Annotated in this window: 26 protein-coding genes and 2 pseudogenes; 21 read left to right on the plus strand and 7 right to left on the minus strand. The window is 63.3% G+C overall.

The window, feature by feature from the left end; genetic code table 11:
* Positions 1–114 precede the first annotated feature (114 nt).
* Complete coding sequence (rpoD, locus tag L8F45_RS25235) at positions 115–2,169, plus strand: RNA polymerase sigma factor RpoD (RefSeq protein ID WP_342363568.1); 2,055 nt, start codon at positions 115–117, stop codon at positions 2,167–2,169.
* 342 nt (positions 2,170–2,511) lie between these two features.
* Positions 2,512–3,009, plus strand: a complete 498-nt coding sequence (locus tag L8F45_RS25240; protein ID WP_342360586.1) for a GFA family protein — start codon at positions 2,512–2,514, stop codon at positions 3,007–3,009.
* A gap of 61 nt (positions 3,010–3,070) precedes the next feature.
* Here the strand turns inward: L8F45_RS25240 and L8F45_RS25245 are convergent, their stop codons facing one another.
* Positions 3,071–3,418: a DUF1428 domain-containing protein gene (locus L8F45_RS25245; protein ID WP_342360587.1), complete on the minus strand. Its 348-nt coding sequence runs from the start codon at positions 3,416–3,418 to the stop codon at positions 3,071–3,073.
* A 198-nt stretch (positions 3,419–3,616) separates the two neighbouring features.
* On the opposite strand from L8F45_RS25245, the gene L8F45_RS25250 reads away from it, so the two are divergent.
* A complete protein-coding gene (locus tag L8F45_RS25250; RefSeq protein WP_342360588.1) occupies positions 3,617–4,501 on the plus strand; it encodes a dienelactone hydrolase family protein in 885 nt (294 codons plus the stop codon).
* 20 nt (positions 4,502–4,521) lie between these two features.
* On the opposite strand, the gene L8F45_RS25255 is transcribed toward L8F45_RS25250, so the two are convergent.
* Positions 4,522–5,067, minus strand: a complete 546-nt coding sequence (locus tag L8F45_RS25255) for a DUF305 domain-containing protein (RefSeq protein ID WP_342360589.1) — start codon at positions 5,065–5,067, stop codon at positions 4,522–4,524.
* Between the two features lie 162 nt (positions 5,068–5,229).
* Between L8F45_RS25255 and L8F45_RS25260 the strand changes: the two genes are divergently transcribed.
* Both L8F45_RS25260 and L8F45_RS25265 read left to right on the plus strand, forming a co-directional pair.
* Positions 5,230–5,841, plus strand: a complete 612-nt coding sequence (locus L8F45_RS25260) for a LysE family translocator (RefSeq protein ID WP_342360590.1) — start codon at positions 5,230–5,232, stop codon at positions 5,839–5,841.
* Positions 5,841–6,266 carry a secondary thiamine-phosphate synthase enzyme YjbQ gene (locus L8F45_RS25265; RefSeq protein ID WP_342360591.1) on the plus strand — a complete coding sequence of 142 codons (426 nt, stop codon included), beginning with the start codon at positions 5,841–5,843 and terminating at the stop codon, positions 6,264–6,266. The genes L8F45_RS25260 and L8F45_RS25265 overlap by 1 nt, the downstream gene beginning before the upstream one ends.
* A gap of 330 nt (positions 6,267–6,596) precedes the next feature.
* Here the strand turns inward: L8F45_RS25265 and L8F45_RS25270 are convergent, their stop codons facing one another.
* Together L8F45_RS25270 and L8F45_RS25275 are read right to left on the minus strand one after the other, a co-directional pair.
* On the minus strand, positions 6,597–6,863 hold the full coding sequence (locus tag L8F45_RS25270) for a DUF2798 domain-containing protein (protein ID WP_342360592.1): 267 nt from the start codon (positions 6,861–6,863) through the stop codon (positions 6,597–6,599).
* A 192-nt stretch (positions 6,864–7,055) separates the two neighbouring features.
* Complete coding sequence (locus L8F45_RS25275) at positions 7,056–7,724, minus strand: SH3 domain-containing protein (RefSeq protein ID WP_342360593.1); 669 nt, start codon at positions 7,722–7,724, stop codon at positions 7,056–7,058.
* A 129-nt stretch (positions 7,725–7,853) separates the two neighbouring features.
* On the opposite strand from L8F45_RS25275, the gene L8F45_RS25280 reads away from it, so the two are divergent.
* The 8 genes and pseudogenes from L8F45_RS25280 to L8F45_RS25315 all read left to right on the plus strand — a co-directional run bounded on the left by L8F45_RS25280 (position 7,854) and on the right by L8F45_RS25315 (position 13,730).
* The gene (locus L8F45_RS25280) at positions 7,854–8,162 is read left to right on the plus strand and encodes an HlyU family transcriptional regulator (RefSeq protein ID WP_342360594.1); all 309 of its coding nucleotides are present in this window, start codon (positions 7,854–7,856) and stop codon (positions 8,160–8,162) included.
* Between the two features lie 306 nt (positions 8,163–8,468).
* On the plus strand, positions 8,469–8,885 hold the full coding sequence (locus tag L8F45_RS25285; RefSeq protein ID WP_342360595.1) for a DUF1330 domain-containing protein: 417 nt from the start codon (positions 8,469–8,471) through the stop codon (positions 8,883–8,885).
* 14 nt (positions 8,886–8,899) lie between these two features.
* A complete protein-coding gene (locus L8F45_RS25290) occupies positions 8,900–9,256 on the plus strand; it encodes a hypothetical protein (protein WP_342360596.1) in 357 nt (118 codons plus the stop codon).
* Positions 9,247–9,407: pseudogene (locus tag L8F45_RS25295) on the plus strand (DUF1330 domain-containing protein); the annotation flags it as partial. The gene L8F45_RS25290 and the pseudogene L8F45_RS25295, both read left to right, overlap by 10 nt.
* Before the next feature lie 209 nt (positions 9,408–9,616).
* Positions 9,617–9,901, plus strand: a complete 285-nt coding sequence (locus tag L8F45_RS25300) for a HigA family addiction module antitoxin (RefSeq protein ID WP_342363569.1) — start codon at positions 9,617–9,619, stop codon at positions 9,899–9,901.
* A 91-nt stretch (positions 9,902–9,992) separates the two neighbouring features.
* Positions 9,993–11,633, plus strand: a complete 1,641-nt coding sequence (locus L8F45_RS25305; RefSeq protein WP_342360597.1) for a hypothetical protein — start codon at positions 9,993–9,995, stop codon at positions 11,631–11,633.
* Positions 11,634–11,710: 77 nt separating this feature from the next.
* Positions 11,711–12,274, plus strand: coding sequence for a type 1 glutamine amidotransferase domain-containing protein (locus tag L8F45_RS25310; RefSeq protein WP_342360598.1), 564 nt, complete (start codon positions 11,711–11,713; stop codon positions 12,272–12,274).
* Between the two features lie 232 nt (positions 12,275–12,506).
* Complete coding sequence (locus tag L8F45_RS25315; protein ID WP_425329964.1) at positions 12,507–13,730, plus strand: MFS transporter; 1,224 nt, start codon at positions 12,507–12,509, stop codon at positions 13,728–13,730.
* Between the two features lie 7 nt (positions 13,731–13,737).
* Here L8F45_RS25315 and L8F45_RS25320 read toward each other — a convergent pair whose 3' ends face one another.
* Positions 13,738–14,157 carry a DoxX family protein gene (locus L8F45_RS25320; RefSeq protein ID WP_342360599.1) on the minus strand — a complete coding sequence of 140 codons (420 nt, stop codon included), beginning with the start codon at positions 14,155–14,157 and terminating at the stop codon, positions 13,738–13,740.
* A 220-nt stretch (positions 14,158–14,377) separates the two neighbouring features.
* On the opposite strand from L8F45_RS25320, the gene L8F45_RS25325 reads away from it, so the two are divergent.
* The 8 genes and pseudogenes from L8F45_RS25325 (at position 14,378) to denD (ending at position 21,133) form a co-directional block, all read left to right on the plus strand.
* Positions 14,378–14,914: a L,D-transpeptidase gene (locus L8F45_RS25325; RefSeq protein WP_342360600.1), complete on the plus strand. Its 537-nt coding sequence runs from the start codon at positions 14,378–14,380 to the stop codon at positions 14,912–14,914.
* A 205-nt stretch (positions 14,915–15,119) separates the two neighbouring features.
* A complete protein-coding gene (locus tag L8F45_RS25330; RefSeq protein WP_342360601.1) occupies positions 15,120–16,949 on the plus strand; it encodes an IlvD/Edd family dehydratase in 1,830 nt (609 codons plus the stop codon).
* A 123-nt stretch (positions 16,950–17,072) separates the two neighbouring features.
* The gene (locus L8F45_RS25335) at positions 17,073–17,918 is read left to right on the plus strand and encodes an isocitrate lyase/PEP mutase family protein (protein ID WP_425330045.1); all 846 of its coding nucleotides are present in this window, start codon (positions 17,073–17,075) and stop codon (positions 17,916–17,918) included.
* Positions 17,915–18,571, plus strand: a pseudogene (locus tag L8F45_RS25340) (GNAT family N-acetyltransferase); the annotation flags it as partial. The gene L8F45_RS25335 and the pseudogene L8F45_RS25340, both read left to right, overlap by 4 nt.
* A gap of 165 nt (positions 18,572–18,736) precedes the next feature.
* Positions 18,737–19,054: a GNAT family N-acetyltransferase gene (locus L8F45_RS25345; RefSeq protein ID WP_342363571.1), complete on the plus strand. Its 318-nt coding sequence runs from the start codon at positions 18,737–18,739 to the stop codon at positions 19,052–19,054.
* A gap of 7 nt (positions 19,055–19,061) precedes the next feature.
* Positions 19,062–19,808, plus strand: a complete 747-nt coding sequence (locus L8F45_RS25350; protein ID WP_342360603.1) for an SDR family oxidoreductase — start codon at positions 19,062–19,064, stop codon at positions 19,806–19,808.
* The gene (locus L8F45_RS25355; RefSeq protein ID WP_342360604.1) at positions 19,805–20,143 is read left to right on the plus strand and encodes a hypothetical protein; all 339 of its coding nucleotides are present in this window, start codon (positions 19,805–19,807) and stop codon (positions 20,141–20,143) included. The genes L8F45_RS25350 and L8F45_RS25355 overlap by 4 nt, the downstream gene beginning before the upstream one ends.
* Before the next feature lie 9 nt (positions 20,144–20,152).
* Positions 20,153–21,133, plus strand: a complete 981-nt coding sequence (gene denD, locus L8F45_RS25360; protein WP_342360605.1) for a D-erythronate dehydrogenase — start codon at positions 20,153–20,155, stop codon at positions 21,131–21,133.
* 149 nt (positions 21,134–21,282) lie between these two features.
* On the opposite strand, the gene L8F45_RS25365 is transcribed toward denD, so the two are convergent.
* Positions 21,283–22,074 carry an AprI/Inh family metalloprotease inhibitor gene (locus L8F45_RS25365; RefSeq protein WP_342360606.1) on the minus strand — a complete coding sequence of 264 codons (792 nt, stop codon included), beginning with the start codon at positions 22,072–22,074 and terminating at the stop codon, positions 21,283–21,285.
* 10 nt (positions 22,075–22,084) lie between these two features.
* Positions 22,085–23,053 carry a 2-hydroxyacid dehydrogenase gene (locus tag L8F45_RS25370; protein ID WP_342360607.1) on the minus strand — a complete coding sequence of 323 codons (969 nt, stop codon included), beginning with the start codon at positions 23,051–23,053 and terminating at the stop codon, positions 22,085–22,087.
* Positions 23,054–23,056 lie beyond the last annotated feature (3 nt).

Consider the following 23,056-nt stretch of genomic DNA (forward strand, 5'->3'; position numbering starts at 1 on the left):
TCATGCGGCGGTCCCGGCAGGGCGCGCCGGCGGCGGAATGGAACAAGACCTGGGGCGGCGGACCCAGGCGGGGCGGCTCCCATAGGATAGGGGCCGTTCTTTCGGAGCAAAATGATGGCGACGAAACCGATCGAGAAAAAGGACGGCGAAACGGTGGTGGAGACGGGGGACAGCCCGCTCCTCGACATGAACGACGCCGCCGTGAAGCGGATGATCAAGCTCGCGAAGAAGCGCGGCTATGTCACCATCGATCAGATCAATGAAGTGATGCCGGCCGGCGAAGTGTCCTCCGACCAGATCGAGGACGTCTACGCCATGCTCAACGATCAGGGCATCAACGTCGTCGAGAATGACGAGCAGGAGACGGAGGCCGAGACCGCCGAAACCGCCGCCAATGCAAACGAGGAGGACGAGCCGGAAGGCGGCGAGGTCACCGAGGCCTCGCGCACGGCGATCATCAAGGTCGAGAAGGCCTCCGAGCCGGTCGACCGCACGGACGATCCGGTCCGCATGTATCTGCGCGAAATGGGCGCGGTGGAGCTTCTGTCGCGCGAGGGCGAAATCGCCATCGCCAAGCGCATCGAGGCCGGCCGCGAAGCCATGATCGCCGGCCTGTGCGAAAGCCCGCTGACCTTCCAGGCCATCATCATCTGGCGCGACGAGCTCATCGCCGGAAAGGTGCTGCTGCGCGACATCATCGATCTCGAAGCGACCTATGCGGGTCCGGACGCGAAGAACGCGCCGCCGCCGCCCGTGACGCCGCCTCCCGGCATCGGCGTGACAGCCGTCCCGCCGCCTGCGCCCGCGGCGCGCCCGGCCGCCAATGATGATTTCGCCGAGAACAGCGAAGGCGGCGAGCAGCCTGCCGAGGGCGAGCCCGAGGAAGACGACGAAAACAACGTTTCGCTCTCCGCCATGGAGGCGGAGCTGAAGCCGCGCGTGCTCGAAACCTTCGATCGCATCGCCGGCGAATACAAGAAATTGCGCCGCCTGCAGGACCAGAAGGTCGAGGGCAAATTGACCGCGAGCGTCGCGCTGACGCCGTCGCAGGAGCGCAAGCACAAGAAGCTCAAGGACGATGTCATCCTCGACGTGAAGTCGCTGTCGCTCAACCAGAACCGCATCGATGCGCTGGTCGAGCAGCTCTACGACATCAACAAGAAGCTGATGGGCCATGAGGTGCGCCTGATGCGTCTCGCCGAAAGCTATGGCGTGTCGCGCGAGGGCTTCCTCAAGGAGTGGCAGGGCGCCGAGATGGACCCGAAGTGGCTCATCCGCGTCTCCAAGCTCACCACCAAGGGCTGGCGTGAATTCATCGCGCGCGAGAAGGATCGCGTGCATGACATCCGCGACCATTTCCACACGCTCGCGCAGGAGACCGGCCTCGAGATCGCCGAGTTCCGCAAGATCGTGATGATGGTGCAGAAGGGCGAGCGCGAAATGCGCCAGGCGAAGAAGGAGATGATCGAGGCCAACCTGCGCCTCGTGATCTCGATCGCCAAAAAATACACGAACCGCGGCCTGCAGTTCCTCGACCTCATTCAGGAAGGCAATATCGGCCTGATGAAGGCGGTCGACAAATTCGAATATCGCCGCGGCTACAAGTTCTCGACCTACGCGACCTGGTGGATCAGGCAGGCGATCACGCGCTCGATCGCGGATCAGGCGCGCACCATCCGCATCCCGGTGCACATGATCGAGACGATCAACAAGATCGTTCGCACCTCGCGCCAGATGCTGCACGAGTCCGGCCGCGAGCCGACGCCGGAGGAGCTGGCGGAAAAGCTCGCCATGCCGCTCGAAAAAGTGCGCAAGGTGCTGAAGATCGCGAAGGAGCCGATCTCTCTGGAGACGCCGATCGGCGACGAAGAGGATTCACACCTCGGCGACTTCATCGAGGACAAGAACGCGTTGCTGCCGATCGATGCGGCGATCCAGGCGAACCTGCGCGAGACGACGACGCGCGTGCTCGCCTCGCTCACGCCGCGCGAAGAGCGCGTGCTGCGCATGCGCTTCGGCATCGGCATGAACACCGACCACACGCTCGAAGAAGTCGGCCAGCAGTTCTCGGTGACCCGCGAACGCATCCGCCAGATCGAGGCGAAGGCGCTCAGGAAGCTGAAGCATCCGAGCCGGAGCAGGAAGCTGCGGAGCTTCCTGGATAATTGATCCGATGACGGCTCTTTAATGAAAGCAAAGCGGGCCAAGCGCCCGCTTTCCTTTTAACGCATGATGATTTTGGCTCGAATCATTCCGCCGTCATCCCGGGACGCGCGCAGCGCGGGCCCGGGACCCATTGAGCCGCTGCACAATTGCTTGGGTTCCGGGTTCTTCGCTCCGCGAAGCCCCGGCGACGACGCTTCGCGTCGCGCTGGAATGACGGTAGAAATATCCAGAGCTAATCTCATCACGCTATAGTTTCCAATTCTGACAGGCGGAAACTGTCGGACGCTTGACCTATTGACTGAAAGCCTCCCCGATGTCGCTTCACCACGCGCATCGGAGTCCGCCATGCCGCTTCTCCTCAAAGGCTCCTGCCGCTGCGGGGTTGTCCGCTTTGAAGTCGAGAGCCACACGGCCGCTCCCTATCAGCTCTGCTATTGCACAATCTGCCGCAAGCAGCAGGGCGGCGGCGGTTACGCCATCAATCTCGGCGCGGATTCACGCACGCTGAAAATCACCGGCAAACGCAAGCTTGGCGTCTATCGCGCGGCGATCGAGGACGATGAACGGCCGACCTGCGAGATTTCGACGGGCGAACGGAATTTCTGCAAGGCCTGCGGCTCGGCGCTGTGGCTTTACGATCCAACCTGGCCGGAGCTCGTGCATCCCTTCGCCTCGGCGATCGACAGCGACCTGCCGACGCCGAAAGAGCGCACGCATCTCATGCTCAAATACAAGGCGAACTGGGTCGAGCCTGATATTCGCGAAGGCGACAAGACGTTCGATCTCTATCCCGAGGAATCGATTGCGGAGTGGCACAAGCGAACGGGAATGTGGGTCGATTAAACAACGATCTCCTCATTCCGCGGCCGGCGCATTCCACGCCGGCCGCCGTCGCAATCGATCCTCACATCTCCATCAGATTCGCAAATCCGGCATAGATCATGCGCTTGCCGTCGAAGGGCATCTTCGTATCCTTCATGCGCGGATCCTGCATGATCTTCTCCCAGCCCGCATCGCGCGCCGCCTTGTCGGCCCATGTGATCCAGCCGAGCACCACGGTCTCGTCAGGCGTCGCCTGCACGGCGCGCTTGAAGTCGGTGAGCTTGCCGTCAGGCACGTCCTCGCCCCAGTTTTCCGAGATCTTCAGCGCGCCGTGCTCCTTGAATACCGCGGCCATCTTGCGCGCATGGCTAAGATATTCCTCCTTCTTCGTGGTCGGGACTGCGGCGACCATTCCATCGGTGAAGGGCATCGTTTCTCTCCGTCTGTTTGCATTGGCTTATGAAGCATGGCCTCTTGATGTCGCGCGCGCGTGACCTGATCGAGGCGCCGCGGGCCATAAGCGATCAGATCGCGCGGGTTCGGCGATCTCAAGGCAAAGGGGAATGCGTTGGCGGGCGCGTCAAAGGGGGATAGCCTCCTTCATCCTGTTCGTGACGAATTGTCGGCAATGCATTCGACCATCATCCGGCTACTGCTCGCCGTTGCAACTCTTGCGCTGACTCAGATGCGGCCGGCGTCGGCTCAGGAGCCCGTGGCGTTCCGCTCGCTCGACAATGAGACCACGCTGAAAGCCCATCTCAGCCGCCCCGCGGGCGAGGAGAAGCGGCCGGCTGTCGTGCTGATGCATGGCTGCTCCGGCCTGCTCGATCGCAACGGGCGCATTCTTGGCCTCTATCAGGCGTGGGCGCGCACGCTCGCCGCCAAAGGCTATGTCGCGCTTGTCGTCGACAGCGCGTCCTCGCGCGGCTTCGGCCAGACCTGCACCGCCGGCCCGCAGCGCCGCACGATGCTGCGCGACCGGCCGAAGGACGCCTACGCCGCGCTGCAATATCTGCAGGCGCAAGATTTCGTCGATCCCGATCGCGTCGCGCTCATGGGCTGGTCGCAGGGCGGCGCGACGGTGCTGCTCACCATCAACGACAAGAGCATTGGCCGGCCTGCTGACGCGAAGCAGGATTTTCGCGCCGCGGTCGCCTTCTATCCTGGCGCCTGCAATGACAAATTCCAGTCGAAGCCTTTCACTGAAGTCGAGCCCGGTGGCTGGACGACAAAAACGCCGCTGCTCGTGCTGTTCGGCGAAGCCGATACATGGACGCTTTATCCGCCCTGCGAGGCCTTCATGAATGACGCCAAGGCGCGCGGCAATCCGGTGGAGCTGAAGAGCTATCCCGCTGCGTTTCACAGCTTCGATTCGCCGAATCTTTCGCGTATGGAACTGCCAGCCTATCGCAGCGATGACGGACGCATTCCCATCATCGCGACCGATGATGAAGCGCGCGCCGATGCGATTCTGCGCGTGCTTGCCTTTCTCAAACTCCAGTTCGGGAAATAGCGGCGGCTAGCCCCCGGCCGCTAGCTCCTGGGCTTCTCGATCCGGGCGAGGATCGCGCGCATCTGGTCGATCTCCTCCTGCTGACCTTTCACGATTCGGCCGCAGAGCTCCTTCAGTTCGGCGTCGGAAATCTTCGCGCCGTCGCACATCAGGATCGCGCCGGAATGGTGCGGGATCATGGAGCGGACGAACTGCGCGTCGCCGACGGCGGTCTGCCGGCGGATCATCGTCCAGGAGAGCGCCAGCGCGACGACGCTCGCGATGATGATCGCCATATTCGCCGTCTTGTTCTCATACATCGCGCCCATCAAAGCGAGCTCGATGATCACCATCGGCGCGGTCATCAGAGCGGCCATATAGGCCTGGTTGATGTTGGGATAGACGTCGTCCCATTTGTCGACCATCGCATACATCAGCGCATACATCGCGATGTAGGAGAGAACGATCATCGCGGCGAGTCTGATGTAATGGTTCATGGCGCCGCGAGCCGCGCCGGCATGAGTCATGCCGGCGTGAGTCATGCCGGAATGTGTGGCCCCCGCTTCGTGCGCTGTGTCGGGATTCATCGCCGCCCTCCGCATGGCTTCGCTTTGGAAGCAATGACGGGCGCTCGTGATCGTTCCGGGCGTCCGGAGCGCGTCGGCCGGCCAGCGAAATCACAGGCGGCCGCTTGCGCGCGCGGCGATCCTCACTAACCTGCCGCCGATGCTTCGGAGCTTCCCAAGCGCATGTCGCCTGAATTCCTGCTCACCACCTTGATCATCGTGGCCTCGCCCGGAACGGGCGCGCTCTACACCATCGCCGCCGGCCTCTCGCGCGGGCCGCGCGCCAGCGTGCTTGCGGCGTTCGCCTGCACGCTTGGCATCGTGCCGCATCTCGCCGCCGCGATGATGGGGCTCGCCGCGTTGCTGCATGCGAGCGCGCTGCTCTATGACGGCGTCAAATACGCCGGCGTCGCCTATCTCCTCTATATGGCCTGGCAGTCGCTCCGTGAACACGGCGCGCTGAAGGTGGAGAAGAAGGCCGACGCGCGGCCGCCGCTGCGCATCCTCGTCGACGGCGTCGTCATCAATCTGCTCAATCCCAAGCTGACGATCTTCTTCGTCGCGTTCCTGCCGCAGTTCATCGCCGCCGACGAAGCGTTTCCGCTGATCCGCATGATCGAATTGTCGGGCGTGTTCATGCTCGCGACGTTCATCATCTTCGCGATCTACGGATTGTTTGCAGCGGCGATGCGCGATCACATCATCAGCCGGCCGGCCGTGATGGCGTGGATGCGCCGCACATTCGCCGCCGCCTTCGTCGCGCTCGGCGCGAAGCTTGCGCTCTCCGATCGCTGATGACGCATCAAACCGTTCTCGACATCGCGACGAGAGGCGCCGGCCTTTACGAATTCACCGATCGCGCCGAGCGCTTCGTGCGCGACGCCAAGATCGAGAGCGGACTGCTCACCCTGTTCGTGCGCCACACCTCGGCGTCGCTTCTCGTGCAGGAGAACGCCGATCCGGACGTGAAGCGCGATCTCATGGAATATTTCAAACGGCTGGTTCCGCGCGCCGATACGCCTGAGATGGATTATCTCATCCATCGCGATGAGGGGCCTGACGACATGCCCGGCCATATCAAATCGGCGCTGTTGCCGACGTCGCTGTCGATTCCCGTGATGAACGGGCGGCTCGTGCTCGGGACGTGGCAGGGGATCTATCTCGTCGAGCATCGCGACGCGCCGCACCGGCGCGAGGTCGCGCTGCATCTTGGAGAGTAAGACGCAGACGAAATTCGCGCGTCATGGTTCGGCTGCTAGAGCGGATGTCCGGTTGACCTGTATCGCCGCCTTCGGCGGAGTCTTTCGCTGGGCCCCGGACTTCGTTCCACTCACTGCGTTCGTTTCACGAATCCGGGGACGGAGAGAGCTTCAACGCAAAAGAAAGAAGCTCTCTCCGTCCCCGGATTCATGGAGCGGGCGAAGCCCAAGCGGAATGAAGTCCGGGGCCCGGCGAAAGAGTCGCGCCGCAGGCGCAGCGATTTTTCAGCCCTTCGCCATCCAAAAGCGCCATGGCGGCGCAAGTTCCGATGGCGTCTGGGCTGAGGCGGGTCAACGACCAGGCTGCTCCACCAGCAGCGCTACGATGCGGCGCACGAGCGGCAGCACCAGGAGCAATGTCGGGAACGCGACGAGCCAGGAGAGGCCCCAGGCCTGCATCCAGGTCGCCGGAAATTCCGGCGTCGGTCCGAGGCTGCGCAAGGTCGCGATCGCCGAGACCACGAAGGTCATCAGCACCGATAGCACCAATGGCATGATGAAAGCGCCGGCGCGCGCAGGCAGTTTCCGGCGCGCGGGCGCGTTGAACGAAGATGTCATGAGACGTCTCTTGGAAAAGGCCGGCCGTCCATCGCATCCCTCCGGCGTCGCCGGGTTCGGCCCGGCGGTCCGGCCGGGGTTGGATGCGTTGCTTGACGTCAGACGCTTACGGCGCGCCCTCAGCGAGAGCGGCGCGCCGGAGTTAGGCGGGCGCGCCGTCGCTGGCAAGCCCGCGCGCGCGGGCGCACGGGCCTACTGGCAGGGAATGCCCGCGGGCACGGCCGCGCAGGGTCCCGTGCCGCCGCGGGGATAGCCGCGGCCGATCATCGCCGGGTTAGGGGGATAGCCGCCGGGCGGCGGCTGAACGGCCGGCGGATTGGGCCGGGGCTGGCCGACGGGCGGCTGCGGCGGGTTGATGCGCGGCGGCTCGCCCGGCGGGCGCGGACGGCGCCAGTCCGGCGGGTTGCCGCCCATGTCGGGAGGCGGGCGGCGCCAGCGCGGCCGGTCGTAATCAGGGCCGCCATAGACGGGCGGACGGCCATAGACCGGCGGCGTGAAGATCGGCGCCGGCTCGTTGTAAACAGGCGGCGCGGGCTGAACATAGATCGGCGGCCGCGGCTGCACATAGACGCGCGGGCTCGCGCCCGGCGGCTCCGCGCCTGTGCGGTCGAGATAGGCGCTCGCCACCCAGCCGCGCGCGCCCTCCGCCTCGATATTGCACCAGGGGCCGGCGCAATCGCCGACGATGTCGACGCCCGCGCCTTCCGGCAGGCCCATGACGACGGGATAGCCGGTCCCCGGCCCGGAGCGCATGTTCACGCCGGCGGTCGTGTAGGCGTCCTGCGCCATGGCCGACGCGGCGAGCGCTGTGGCGATGAAGGCGCCCAATCCGAGGCGGCGGGCGAAACGTACGGGACTCACCAATTCCTCCAACATCTTTCGGCGGGATCATGCCGCGCCTGACATGAACGGCGGCTGACGGGGTTTGGCGCCACGCTGGCCTCGCCCCGCGCGCCAGCCTATCCTCGCGGCTTCAAACACGAGGCCGTTATGTCGTTCCTGAAATCCCTGTTCTCGAAACTTTCCGGCGGCGGCGCGGCTGAGGAGAAGGGCGATCCTTCTTCCGCCAAGGTGGCGAAGGAGATCGAGCATGAGGGCTTCATCATCCGCGCCACGCCCTACAAGGAGGCGGGGCAGTTTCAGCTTTGCGGCGTGATCGCGAAGGAGGTTGCGGGCGAGATGAAGGAGCATCGCTTCATCCGCGCCGAGCGCTTTCCCTCGCTCGACGACGCGGTGGAGATGACGCTCTCCAAGGGCCGCCAGATCGTCGACCAGAATGGCGAGCGCGTGTTCAAGTGAGGGACGCGCCGTGCCGCTTGATTTCCGGGTCTCCTACCAGATGTCATCGCCGGGTTTGACCCGGGATCGTGTCACGCTTCCCTTTATCCCGCGCGCGTCTTCCCTCTCCCCTTGCGGGAGAGGGTGGTCGGCGCGGCGCGATGCGCAGCATCGTCGCGAGCCGACCGGGTGAGGGGGTAGCATTGCGCATCGAGTTTCCCCCTCATCCGTCGTCGCGCCAAGCGCGACGACACCTTCTCCCGCAAGGGGAGAAGGATTCGCTCGGCGAATTTGTGCGCTCTTGCGAACGAGGCTTTGCGCGTTGAAATGACATCCTTCATCGATCCGACGAAAGAAACCTTCGCCGCGTTCCGCGCGCTCGCGCAGGATCATCCCATCCACATGCTCAATCTCGTGCGCTTGCGCGAGCGCGCCTGCTATCCTGACGGGCGCGAGGCGACAGGCTCGCAAGCCTACGCCGCCTATGGCCGGGAAAGCGCGCCCGTATTCCAGCGGCTCGGCGGGCGCATCGTCTGGCGGGGCGAATTCCAGCACATGCTGATCGGGCCATCAGATGAAAGCTGGCATCACTGCTTCATCGCGGAATATCCTTCCGCCGCAGCCTTTATCTCGATGATCCGCGATCCGGTTTACCGCGAGGCGGTGAAACATCGGCAGGCGGCGGTCGCGACGTCGCGGCTCGTGCGGATGGAGCCGATGGAGACGGGCGAGGGGTTTGGGTGAGCAAAGGAGGAACGATGGAGGAAGTCGCTCCAACGATGGCGAACACGCGACGCATGAGCTTCGCGATCTTCTGGAAGTTCTGGCTGGCGTTCGAGATCGCAGGCTTTGCGCTTGGCTTCATCAGCGCGCTTCTGCCCTGGGGCCAGTTGCAGTTCTGGTTGATCGCGATGCTCGCCAGGTTCCTTCCATCAACGGCGGCGGAAGCCTTGTTCTCATCGCCGCGCGCGATCGAGGTCGCGCTTGGCGTTCTCTTCCATATCGCAGCGGCGTTGTTCGGATTCCTGCTGCTCAATGCGTTGCTCGCGCGGCATGTGGGGAGGAGGTTTGGGAGATGGAGGCTGGTGGCGGCGCGGGCTGAGGATGGAAACTGACTTGTGCAGCGGAATATCCCTCGGGCGTCGCTTTATCGAGATGATCCGCGATCCCGGTTATCGCGAGGCGGTGAAGCATCGTCAGGCGGCGGTGGAGACGTCGCGGCTTGTACGGATGAAGCCAATGGATGTGGGCGAGGGGTTTGGGTGAGGAGCGCTTAAACTTCCCGCTGCGTCATGGCCGGGCTTGTCCCGGCCATCCACGTCTTTGGAAGTCGAATACGAGACGTGGATGCCTGCGACAAGCGCGGGCGTGGCAGAGTGCATAGCGGCTGAAGAATTTTTGACAATTGTCAATTGACAGACGACGCCCGCTCTTGTCGCGATGGGTTTCGATCCAAACAAGACACGTTCGCGCAGATGAAGAGTCCTCCCCACCCCGGCCGTGGCCTCAAGGACGATCTCGACGGGCTTGGGCTCAGCGTGGCCGAAGCGGCGGCAGGACTTGGAGTTACGCGTCAGCATCTCCACAATGTCGTCAGCGGCCGCAGCGCGATCACACCTGATACGGCTCTTCGACTGGAAAAGGGGATCGGGGCAAGCGCCGAACATTGGTTGCGCTTGCTGCTTGCCTGTGAACTGGCTCATGCGCGGGACGCAGTGAAAGGGATGAAGGTGAAGAGCTTGGTCGGGAGAGCCTCTTGAGAAAGAAATATCTGGAGGGGATTTCTTGGATATGGCCAGATGAAATGCGATAGTCGCATAAATAGAAATCGAATCAGGTAGGGGCAACGAGATGAGAGCCGAGGGGCCTCTTGCCGCCGCTCTTGCGCCGCAGCGCGCGGTCGTTCCGACGGTTAAACCTATTTCTCAGGCTGCATTTCGTATCTCAGGCGACGACGCGTTCTTGCGGTGCGTTGGAGAGGTTGTTTCATGGATGAGGCGGCGAAATCGAGAGATTCCGCAAGCAGCTTTCAATGCCGAAGCATTCCGAACCAGTGCAGGTGCGGCATTTCCAGCGGAGGCTGTCCTAATTGATAGTGGAGGGCCTCGTCTTTGGGCTGCGACGCTTGAAGATACACGGGAGCAACAAAGTCTCGGCCGCACATGGGTTACCGAGATTTCGGTCGGCGAACACAATGGCTCAGCTGCGTTCGGTGCGCGCCTTAGTCAAGTTTTGCGAGGGCCAGAAGCTGTTTTTCAACCGTCGCGGCCAGGCTGTGTCCAGCAGGTCCTATCCAAGCTTACTGCATTTTCCGATGGAGCGTTGCTGACCGAAGAACCGGCTATCGTAGACGATAGTGCATCCCTTGATCGTTTGATTTCGCTTCTTGCGAACTCCAAGCGAAAAATGCCTGTCGTTGTTCTCTCAAAAAATAGCGAAGATGTCACGGCAGTTGATCCCGACCGATTGGCGCAGCGTATTTCTGGGTTGGCGCATACATACGTTTTGCAGCACTCAGCTGCATGGGAACTGACCCGGAAGCTTGGCAAAGCGAATTCGACGTTTATGGGAGCTGTGCGGCTTTATCGTCCCGGCTTTGATCCGCTGGACGGGAATCCATTCGATCATCCGCTGTGGCTGTTCCACATTAATACAGTGCTTGCTCGTGCTTCGCGCCTCGATCAAATCGTAGGGCAAGTCACAGCACTGTCTGTGCGTGCATTTGCGGGAGACGACGAATTTCCTAGGTATGAAGAGGTAAGGCAGTTTGCTGCCAAGGCTGCTGTAACCAAGGCGCGAGAGGCAGGTACTGTAGATCGCGAGCTACTGGAACTCTATGAAGACGAGAACGAGCGCCTGCAGAATGCGCTGCGCTTACAGAAATCTGAACATGATGCTGCTATACAATTGGCGAGTGACGAGCTCAAGCGAGCTGAAACCGTTCGCGACGAAGCGCTCGCCGATCGAAGCGCAATGCGAATTCGGTTAACCGCTCTCGAAGCAGCACTCTCGGCGCGTGGGCAAACTATTTCGGACGAGCCCTTGAGCAGCTATGACGACATTGATGATTGGAGCAAAAAGCATCTATCGGGAGAAATATGGATTGCGCGAAAAGCGATACGTGAAACCGAGAAGAACGGTCAATTCGACAACATAGAGTTCTTTGGCAGAACCCTGATACTGCTTAGAGATCATTTTGTTCCAATGAAGCGGAATCCAGGTGCCGGCCTTAAAAGAGAATATGATGATATGCTTCGCGCACTGAGTTTATCGGATGAGCCGTGCTTTTCTCAGCGAGGTTCAATCAAGTCTTTCCCAGAATATAAGGTTACATACGAAGGGAAAGAATATTGGTGCGACAATCATATCAAATACGGGGGTGGAACTGATCCTCGAAGCTTTTTCCGCATCTATTATTATTGGCACGAAGAGGATGGGATATTGCTTATCGGGCATATGCCCTCGCATCTCGACAACAAACTGACGAACTGATGCCGAGGCGGCTAAGGCGAACTGGAACCCCTCCCACCCCCACGCATTCCTCCTGATCACCCCATCAGGAGAAACTCATGCCGGACATCTCAGGCAAGCGCATCGCCATTCTCGCCACGCACGGTTACGAGCAGTCCGAACTCGAAGTGCCGCTGAATGAACTGAAGAAAGCCGGCGGCGCGGTCGATGTCGTGTCGCTGCAGCCCGGCGAGATCAAGGGCTGGAAGAAGAAGGATTGGGGCGGCGCCGTTCCCGTCGACAAGACCATCGATCAGGCCAAGGCCGATGATTACGACGCCATCGTCATTCCCGGTGGCCAGATGAATCCGGACACGCTGCGCGGAGAGCCGCGCGCCGTCGCGCTGGTGAGAGACTTCTTCGACAAGGGCAAGGTGGTCGCCGCGATCTGTCACGGCCCGTGGCTGCTGATCGATTCCGGCATCGCGAAAGGTCGCAAGGTGACCTCGTTCAAGACCGTCAAAACCGATCTCATGAACGCCGGCGCCGAGTGGGAGGATTCGAAGGTGGTCACCGACAAGGGCGTCGTCACCTCGCGCACGCCGGATGATCTCACCGCCTTCGTCGCGAAGATCATCGAGGAGGTGAACGAGGGCAAGCATACGGACCGGAAAGCTGCGTAGAGCCTCTCTTCTTCCAGATGTCATGCCCGGGCTTGACCCGGGCATCCAGCGCTCGCGGCGACACTGGATCGCCGGGTCAAGCCCGGCGATGACAACTGGAGAGAAGCATGAAGGAAATCTCCCGCACCGCACCATCACGCCAACTGATGCTTGCCATGATTTGTTGGCGGCAGACGCTTCAGCCAAGGGCCACTAGAACAGCGGTTCGTTCTCTTTCCGACTGCTACGCCTCGTGAATTATTCCCCGCCGCATTCCCCGCTTGCCCAGACCGAATCGACCTACGCCTGGATGCGCCTCGGCGCCGCGCTTCTCGTCGGCACCATCGCCTGCGTCGGCAACTGGTCGATCGTCGTTGCGTTGCCGACGGTGCAGCAGGAATTCGGCGTCGCGCGCGCCGGCGCCACGCTGCCCTACACCTTCGTCATGATCGGCTTCGGCCTCGGTGGCGTCGCCATGGGCCGCATCGCCGACCGCTTCAACACCATGCTGCCGATCCTCATCGGCGCCGTCAGCCTCTGCCTCGGTTATGTCGCCGCCGGCGCGTCGCAGAATCTCTGGCAGTTCACGGCGGCGCATGCGCTGCTCGGCCTCGGCGCCTCGGCCGGCTTCGCGCCGCTCATGGCCGACGTGTCGCACTGGTTCACGCGGCGGCGCGGGCTTGCGGTGGTGATCGCCGCCTGCGGCTCCTATCTCGCCGGCGCGATCTGGCCGCTGATCATCCAGCATTTCATCGATACGCAGGGCTGGCGCTGGACGCATGTAGCGCTCGGCTTGTTCGCCGCCGCGACGCTTGCGCCGCTGTCGCTCATGTTTCGACCCGCGGCTCCGCATCACACGGATGCGCCGTCAGGCGCGCCGGCCGCGATGCGCGGCGATCTGAAACTCTCGCCGAACGCGCTGATGGCGCTGCTCGTCGTCGCCGGCTTTTCCTGCTGCGTCGCCATGTCGATGCCGCAGGTGCATATCGTCGCCTATTGCGGCGATTTGGGTTACGGCGTCGCGCGCGGCGCGGAGATGCTGTCGCTGATGCTTGGCCTCGGCATCGTCAGCCGCGTCGCATCGGGCGTGGTGTCGGACCGCATCGGCGGCGTGAGGACGCTGCTGATCGGCTCGGTGATGCAGGGCGTCGCGCTCGCGCTTTATCTCTTCTTCAACGGGCTGACGTCGCTCTACGCCATCTCCGCCATCTTCGGCCTGTTCCAGGGCGGCATCGTGCCGATGTACGCCGTGATCATCCGCGAATATCTGCCGCCGCGCGAAGCCGGCGTGCGCATCGGCTTCGTCATGATGGCGACCATCTTCGGCATGGCGTTCGGCGGATATTTGTCAGGCCTGATCTTCGACCTGACATCGTCCTACCGCATGGCGTTCCTCAATGGACTCGCCTGGAACATGCTGAACCTTGCGCTCGCCGCTTTTCTGATGTTGCGGCCGAAAATGACGGCGAGCGCCTGAGAGAAGTTTACGCGCGCGCAGCGAGGAAAGTTGGTCGACGCGAATGGATCGCCATCACGGCGAGCGCGCCGATCACGGTGAGATGCTCCATCACGAAGAAGAATTCGAGCGTCTTCATCGGCTCCTGCATCTCCCAGAAGCGATGGGCGATCGGGATCGTCAGCACCGTGAAGGTCGCCAGCATGCCGCAGCCGAGCCAGGCGAAGCGGTTGAAAATGATCAGCGCGGCGCCGAGCAACTGCGTCGCGATGGTCGCGATGGCGAAGGCGGCCGGCGGGTTCAATCCGAAATGCGCCATCTCGGCCTCAGCGCCGGCGAAGTCGGTCAGCTTCGCAATGCCGCTCGCCCAGAAGATGAAGGTCAGCGCGGTGCGGGCGAGAATGCCGAAGGCGGTGGAATCAAGCAGCTTCACGAGAATGGGGGGCATTGAAGTCTCGGTTGAAAATCCGGAGTTGGGAGCCGCGGCGGATAGGCGCCTGCGCCCGCGCCTACTGTGCGCGCCCGCACTTGACGGCGACGCGCGGCGTCTGCGTCGGACTCGTTAACCGTCGGCCCCGCGCGAAGGATTTCGTAAACTTCGATTCAAGTCCGAACTTTCCGGAACGCCCCGGCCGACCGCATGTTGAGCAGGCTTCGGGGTCGACGTCATGCATATTTTTCATCGCGCGATGGCGCGCCGCGCGGCGCTTGTCATCAGCCTGCTCGCGCTGGCGCTCGGTTTCACGGCGGCGCGCGCCCACGCCCGCGAATTCGTCGCGGCGCCCGAACTCGCCGCCTATCCCGCAGGCTCCATCGTCATCCGCACCGGGGAGCGCCGGCTGTACTATGTCACCGGCCGCGGCGAGGCGATTCGCTATCCCGTGGCGGTGGGCGCCGCCGGCCGCCAGTGGCAGGGCGTCAAATATGTCGAGGAGCTGGCGGTCGAGCCGGCCTGGGCGCCGCCGGAGGCGCTGCTGCGCGCCAAGCCGAATACACCGCACTACATCCCGCCCGGGCCGCGCAACCCCATGGGCGCCCGCGTCATCGGGCTGGGGCCGGGCGGCGAATACGCCATCCACGGCACCAACGATCCCTCGAGCATCGGCCGATTCGTCTCCTTCGGCTGCATCCGCATGTTCAACGAGGATGTCATCGACCTCTACGCCCGCGTCCGCATGGGCACGCAGGTCGTCGTCACGCGCTAGCTCGGCGATTCGCTATGAGGCCATCGGAAAACGTTATCTCTTTCTGAGGGCTTTGAGGGGTTCGGCGCAGCGCTGCGATGCGTTATTGCGACGCCATATCCGCATTTCGCGATTGATTTCAGATTGATCAGCGACGAAGGTGCGCGCCGCGCGCGAAGCGGCGGCCACGACCGCGACTGCGCCCGAGGACAGTCCGGGGATAGAAATGACCGAGAAGAAGAAGCGCCGCATCAAGCCATCGCAGCTGCGCTCCAAGGCCTGGTTCGACAATCCTGACAACGCCGACATGACCGCGCTCTATATCGAGCGCACCATGAATTTCGGCCTGTCGCGGGAGGAGCTGCAATCAGGCCGGCCGATCATCGGCATCGCCCAGACCGGCTCCGACATCGCCCCCTGCAACCGGCATCATATCGAACTGGCCTCGCGCGTGCGCGACGGCATCCGCGAAGCCGGGGGCGTGCCGTTCGAATTCCCGATCCATCCGATCCAGGAAACCTGCAAGCGGCCGACCGCGAGCCTCGACCGCAACCTGCAATATCTCTCGCTGGTCGAGATCCTCTACGGTTATCCCATCGACGGCGTGGTGCTGACCACGGGCTGCGACAAGACCACGCCGGCGCAGATCATGGCGGCGGCGACGGTGAATATCCCCGCTATCGCTCTCTCTGGCGGGCCGATGCTGAACGGCGATTTCCGCGGCGAGCGCACGGGCTCGGGCACGATCGTGTGGAAGGCGCGCCAGATGATGGCGGCCGGCGAGATCGACTATAAAGGCTTCGTCGATCTCGTGGCGTCGTCGGCGCCATCCGCCGGCCATTGCAACACCATGGGCACGGCCTCGACGATGAATTCGCTGGCCGAGGCGCTCGGCATGACGCTGCCGGGCTGCGCGGCCATCCCCGCCCCCTATCGCGACCGCTATGAGATCTCCTATCTCACGGGCAAGCGCATCGTCGACATGGTGTGGGAGGATCTGAAGCCATCCGACATCCTGACCCGCGACGCGTTCGAGAACGCGATCGCGGTCAATTCCGCCATCGGCGGTTCGACCAACGCGCCGATCCATCTCAACGCCATCGCCAGGCATATCGGCGTCGAGCTCAACAACGATGATTGGGAGAAGATCGGCTACGATCTGCCGCTGCTCGTCAATCTGCAGCCGGCCGGCGAATATCTCGGCGAGGATTATTATCGCGCCGGCGGCGTGCCGGCTGTCGTCAATGAGTTGATCAAGGCCGGCAAGATCAATGATCGCGCCGTCACCGTGAACGGCAAGACGCTGCACGAAAACTGCAAGGGCTGGGAGAGCATCAACGAGAAGGTGATCCTGCCCTTCAAGAAGCCGATGAAGACGAAGGCCGGCTTCCTCAATCTCAAGGGCAATCTGTTTGATTCCGCGATCATGAAGACGAGCGTGATCACGGAGGAGTTCCGCAAGCGCTATCTTGAAAATCCCAAGGACCCGATGGCGTTCGAGGGCAAGGCGATCGTGTTCGACGGCCCCGAGGATTATCACCACCGCATCGACGATCCTGAATTGAAGATCGACGCGCATACGGTGCTGTTCATCCGCGGCGTCGGCCCGATCGGCTATCCCGGCGCGGCGGAGGTGGTGAACATGCGGCCGCCGGCCTATCTCATCAAGAAGGGCGTGACCGCGCTGCCCTGCATCGGCGACGGCCGCCAGTCCGGCACGTCGGGCTCGCCCTCGATCCTCAACGCGTCGCCCGAAGCGGCGACGGGCGGCGGCCTTGCGCTTCTGAAGACGGGCGACAAGGTCCGCATCGATCTGAAGAAGCGCACGGCCGACATCCTCATCAGCAATGAGGAATTGGAAAAGCGCCGCGCCGAGTTCAAAAAGAACGGCTACAAATATCCCGCCAGCCAGACGCCATGGCAGGAGATCCAGCGCGGCATGGTCGATGAATTGTCGAACGGCATGGTGCTCAAGCCAGCGGTCAAATATCAACGCATCGCGCAGAAGCCGGGCGCGAAGGGCGCTCGCGTCGGCGTGCCGCGCGATAATCACTGAGCGGGAGGCGAAAAGGCGGGATTCGGTTTTCGCGCCAATCCCGCTCCAACCTTTGGAATCGATCGCGTTCGTGATTTTGGAGTGATTCAATCCAAAGTCGTCGCGATCTGGAAGGAGTCGCGCATGGTCTTCTCGCCGCAAGTCGAGGCTTTTCGCGAGCTGCATCGCGCAGGCTGTTTCGTCATGCCGAATCCCTGGGATATCGGCACGGCGCGTTATCTGCGCGCGCAAGGGTTCAAGGCGCTGGCGACGACGAGCGCGGGCTTCGCCTTCACGTTGGGGCGGGCCGACCAGGATGTCGGCGCCGAACTGATGCTGCCGCATATCGGGGAGATCGTGCGCGCGGCTTCCGATCTGCCGGTCAATGCGGATTTCGAGAATGGCTACGCCGACGCGCCGGAAGGCGTGGCGGAGAATGTGCGCCGCTGCGTCGCGACCGGCGTCGCCGGCCTCTCGATCGAGGATGCGACGGGCCGCAGCGACCAGCCGCTCTATGATCTCTCGCTCGCGGTCGAACGCGTACAGGCCGCGCGCGAGGCGATCGACCAGACGAAATCGGGCGTGATGTTGACGGCGCGCGCGGAATGCTTCCTCACCGGACATGAGACGCCGCTGAAGGAATCCGTGCGCCGCATCGCGGCCTATGCGGACGCAGGCGCCGATGTGCTTTATGCGCCGGGACCGAAGACGATCGCCGACATGAAGGAGATCGTCGCCGCCGCGAAGGGCAGACCGGTGAACATCCTCGTTCATGGCGATTTCGGATTGAGCGTCGACGAGATCGCCGCCGCCGGCGCCCGGCGCATCTCGATTGGCGGCGCCTTGGCGCGCGCGGCCTGGGCGGCGTTCATGACGGCGACCGCGACGATTGCGAAAGAGGGCCGCTTCACCGGCTTCGCCAACAATGGCGGCAGCGCGCCGCTGACGGCGTTCCTGCGCGCCGATTTCAGGGAGCGCGGCGGCGCATGACGGCCGATCTTTCGAAATGGACGACGCGTCCGCGTCCCGAGCGCGTCGTTCTCGAAGGCCGCTACGCGAGACTCGAGCCGCTTGATCCGATAAAGCATGGCGATGATCTGTTCGCGGCGTCGGCCGCGCTAGGCGCCGATGATCGCTTCCGCTATCTCTTCGACGAGCCGCCGGCCTCGCGCGAGGAGATGCAGCCTTGGCTTGAAAAGGTCGCGGCGTCCGCTGATCCGTTGTTCTTCGCCGTGATCGACACATCGACGGGCAAGGCGGGCGGACGCCAGACTTTGATGCGCATCGATCCCGCCCATGGCGTGATCGAGATCGGCAACATCCTCTGGGGGCCCGACGTCGCGCGCACGCGCATCGCGACCGAAGCGCTATTTTTGTTCGCGCAATATTCCTTCGATGTGCTCGGCTATCGCCGCTTCGAGTGGAAATGCAACAACGCCAACGAGCCGTCGAAACGCGCGGCGCTGCGTTTCGGCTTCATCTATGAAGGCCTGTTCCGCCAGCACATGGTGGTGAAGGGCCGCAATCGCGACACTGCCTGGTACTCGATCACGGATGCGGAATGGCCGGCGTTGAAAGGCGCCTATGAGCGTTGGCTCGCGCCGGAGAATTTCGACGCCGAGGGCCGGCAGCGCGTCAGCCTGCCGAACATGATCGCGGACGCGCGCATGGCGGGGCTCGCATCGCTGCGCCGCGCCACCCCTGCGGACCGCGCGAAGGTTGAGGAGTTGCAGCGCGATTCCTACGCGAAGAACGCCACGATTCTCGGCGTGACGCCGCTGCCTTTGTGCGCCGATTACGGCGTGATCATGCATCAATGCGAAGTGTGGCTCGCCGAAGACGACAAGGGTCCGGAAGGCGCGATCATCGTCCGCCCGCACGCCGATCATCTCGAACTCTGGAGCATTTCCGTCGCGACGCGCGCGCAGGGCAAGGGGCTCGGCAACCGGCTGCTTGCGGCGGCCGAGAAGCGCGCGAAGGATCTCGGCTATCGCACCGTGCGATTGCTGACGGGCGAGAAGCTCGAAAGCAATGTCGCGTGGTACAAGCGACAGGGCTATTGCGTCGATCGCATCGAACAGATGCCGGACCGGCGCGCGGTTCACTTCTCAAAATGGATCGGATGAGGGGAGCATGGCGGGACGTTTGAGGGGCAAGGTCGCGCTGGTGACTGCGGCCGGCGCGGGCATCGGGCGGGCGATCGCGGAAGCGTTCGTGCGCGAGGCCGCGACCGTCTACGCCACCGATCTCGACAAGAAGAAACTCGAAGGCATTCCGAAAGCGAAGAAGCACGCGCTCGATGTGCGCTCCGATGAGGCGGTCGCCGCTTTCGCCAAGATCAGCGGCCCGGTCGACATCATCGTGAACTGCGCCGGATATGTGCATCACAACACGGTGCTCGACTGCACCGACGCCGATTGGGACTTCGCCTTCGATCTCAATGTGAGATCGATGCATCGCACGATCAAAACCTATTTGCCTGCCATGCTGCGGCAGCGCTCGGGCTCGATCGTCAATATCGCGTCGGGCGCGTCATCCGTGCGCGGCATTCCGAACCGCTATATCTATGGCACGACGAAGGCCGCGGTGATCGGGCTGACTAAATCGGTCGCCGCCGATTTCATCAAGCAGGGCGTGCGCGTGAATGCGATCTGCCCGGGCACGATCCAGTCGCCCTCGCTCGATGATCGCATCGAGGGGCAGGCCAAGGCGGCGGGCAAATCCTTGAAGGAAATCCGTCAGGCCTTCATCGATCGGCAGCCGATGGGCCGTCTTGGCACCGCTGAAGAAGTGGCGAATCTCGCGCTTTATCTCGCGTCCGATGAAGCGAGCTATACCACCGGCCAGATCCATCTCGTCGATGGAGGCTTCGCGCTGTGAGGCGCTGCGCTGCGCTGGCGCTCATCGCCGCCGCTGTCTGCGGCGCGTCCGATGGCGCAAGAGCGCAGCGCTGCAATCTCGAAGGCGCGCGCGTGACCTGCGATGACGGCCGCGTCGGCATGATGAATGGCGATTCGATCGTGTGGCCTGATGGCACGCGTTCGTCCCGCTCGCCGCATCCGAGCGTGTTTCTTCACAACAAGCCGTCGATCTCGATCGGCCAGGGCGTGTTCGTCGGCAGCCCGAGCGGCGTCGGCGTCGTGCCGCTCGATGATCCCAACAGCGTCAACAAGCAAAACTGCGCCATCGTCAACGATATCCCCTACTGTCACTGAGGCGACTTCATGCACATCCTGATTCTTGGCGCGGCCGGAATGGTCGGGCGCAAGCTCACCGAAAAACTGGCGCGCGACGGCAAGCTCGGCCGCAAGGCGATCATGAAGGCGACCTTGCACGATGTGGTGAAGCCGGTCGCGCCGAAGGAGGCCAGCTTTCCCTGCACGGTGCGCGCGTCGGATTTCTCCAAGCCCGGCGTCGCCGCGAAACTGATCGCCGAGCGGCCCGACGTCATCTTCCATCTCGCGGCGATCGTGTCGGGCGAAGCGGAAGCGGATTTCGACAAGGGCTATCGCATCAATCTCGACGGCGTCTATCGCCTGTTCGAGGCGATCCGCGCGGTCGGCGAAGGCTATTGCCCGCGCGTGGTGTTCACCTCGTCCATCGCGGTGTTCGGCGCGCCGTTTCCGGACGCGATCGGCGATGAGTTCCACAACACGCCGCTGACTTCGTATGGAACGCAGAAGGCGATCGGCGAACTCCTGCTGTCGGATTATTCGCGGCGCGGCCTTTTCGACGGCGTCGGCATCAGGTTGCCTACCATCTGCGTGCGTCCCGGCGCGCCGAACAAGGCGGCGTCAGGCTTCTTCTCGAACATCATCCGCGAACCGCTCGCCGGCCATCCCGCCGTTCTGCCGGTGTCGGAAGACGTGATGCACTGGCACGCCTCGCCGCGCTCCGCGGTGGGCTTCCTCACGCACGCCGCGACGATCGACACGAAGAAGATCGGGCCGCGCCGCAACCTCACCATGCCCGGCGTCGCCTGCACGGTCGGCGAGCAGATCGAGGCGCTGCGCGGAATCGCCGGCGACAAGGTCGTCGCGCGCATCAAGGTGAAGCCTGACAAGACGATTCAGAAGATCGTCAGCGGCTGGCCGCGCAAGTTCGACGCGCAGCGCGCGACGGAGCTCGGGTTCAAGGCGGAGCAAAGTTTTGATGAGATCATCCGCGTGCATATTGCGGACGAGCTCGGCGGGAAGATCGCGTAACGCCGCGTCATCCCGGACACGGCGCAGCATGAAATGATGCGCGCTGATCCGGGACCGTTTCGTCATAAGCTAGTCTCGCGAAGGTCCCGGGTCTGCGCCGCATCGCCGACGCGCTGCGTCGCGCCCGGGATGACGCTCTCGCGCAGCGGCTACTTCCTCCTCAGCCACAACGGCTTTCCGGCCGCAGGGTCCTTCTTCCATCCCGCGGGGCCATCAGACGTAAAGCCGATCGTGTGACCCTTCTTCGCCACGAGGAAGATGCGGCCATCATCATATTGCCAGCCGACGGGATCGAAGACGCGCAATCCTTCATCATCGCAAGAATCAGCGAGCGCCGCCGACCAGATGGCGCCGCCCTTCTTCGGGCGCGGGCCGGGAAACTGTTTCAGCTCGATCGCGCAACCCTCGCCGTTGCGCTCGCGCGCGACAATGTAGGCTCCGGTCAGCGCCGCGCGCTGCTCGTCGCGCGGCGGTGGTTTGCCATTCAGCGCGTCGAGGGTCGCAGCGACCGAATCCGATCGCGGCGCTTCGCCGGAGCGGCCGCCGACGGGCGAAAGATTGAGATCGATATTCTGTCCCTTGAAATGTCCGCCGGGCTCGCGGGCGAAGGAGAACAGGAGATCGCCATTCTGCCTGAAGACGTAGATCGCGCCGTCTTCGCCAAGGCCCCATTGAACGGCTGAAGTGAGCACGACAAGCTTCGTCTTGCAGGCGGGCGGGCTGCCGAGAATCATGCGGCCGCCGCCGGCTTCGCGCGCGCTGAACTGCACGAGGCATTTCGCTTCGTTGTCGGCTGAGGCCATCTGCCATGGACCCGCGACCGCCTTCACAGGTGTGGAGGTCGGCGCGAGCAGTTTCGTCTTCAGCGGCGATTGCGCCTGCGATGGGCCGACGAAAACGAGCGCCAGCGCCGCGCTCAATGAGAAAGCGGCGCGACGCATCGATCGCAGCTTACTTCGCGCGCTTGCGCGGCCAGGGCGTCTCGGGGATCGGCGTGCGCGGGGCCTTGCCGGCGAAATAGTCGATGAGATTGTCGACCACGAGCTGGCCCATGGCGTTGCGGGTATGAACCGAGGCCGAGCCGACATGCGGGAAGAGCACGACATTCTCCATGTCGATCAATTCCTGCGGCACGCGCGGCTCGTCCTCGAACACGTCGAGGCCGGCGGTGAGAATCGTCTTGTCCATCAGCGCCTGAATCAGCGCCTTCTCATCGACGACGGAGCCGCGGCCGACATTGATCAGCACGCCGTCCCTGCCGAGCGATTCAAGGATGTCCTTGTTGACGAGATGCTTCGTCTCCGCGCCGCCGGGCGCGACGCAGACGAGCATGTCGACATTCTCGGCAAGCTCCTTGAGCGTGGGGTAATAGACATAGCCGACGCCGGGTTGCGGCCTGCGGCCGTGATAGCAGACCTCGACGCCGAACGCTTCGAGGCGGCGCGCGATCGCCTTGCCGATGCGACCCAAGCCGAGAATGCCGGCGGTGCGGCCGCGCAAGGTCGAGGTCAGCGGATAATTCTTGTTCAGCCATTTGCCGGCGCGCAGATAACGCTCTGATTGCGGCAGCTCGCGCACGGCGCAGAGAATGAGGCCGAGACAGGTGTCGGCGACCTCCTCATCGAGCACGCCCGGCGTGTGGGTGACGATCACGCCGTGCTTTTCCGCGACCGCGCCGTCGACATGATCGTAACCGACGCCCATGCTGGCGATAATCTCCAGCTTGGGAAACTGCGACAGGAACGCCTCGTCGACCCTGGTGTGTCCGCCGAGCGCGATGCCGCGAATGATGGGCGCGATCTCCGCCAGTTTCGCCTTGGGGTCCTTCGCTTCCCAGAGCTTGTGCAGGCGGAAAGCCTTGTCCACGCCATCGACGATCAGCGGCATGGTCGGGGCGGTCATCAAAACGTCAACGGTCACGGG

It is taken from the genome of Terrirubrum flagellatum, assembly GCF_022059845.1.
In the GTDB taxonomy this organism is placed as follows: domain Bacteria; phylum Pseudomonadota; class Alphaproteobacteria; order Rhizobiales; family Beijerinckiaceae; genus Terrirubrum; species Terrirubrum flagellatum.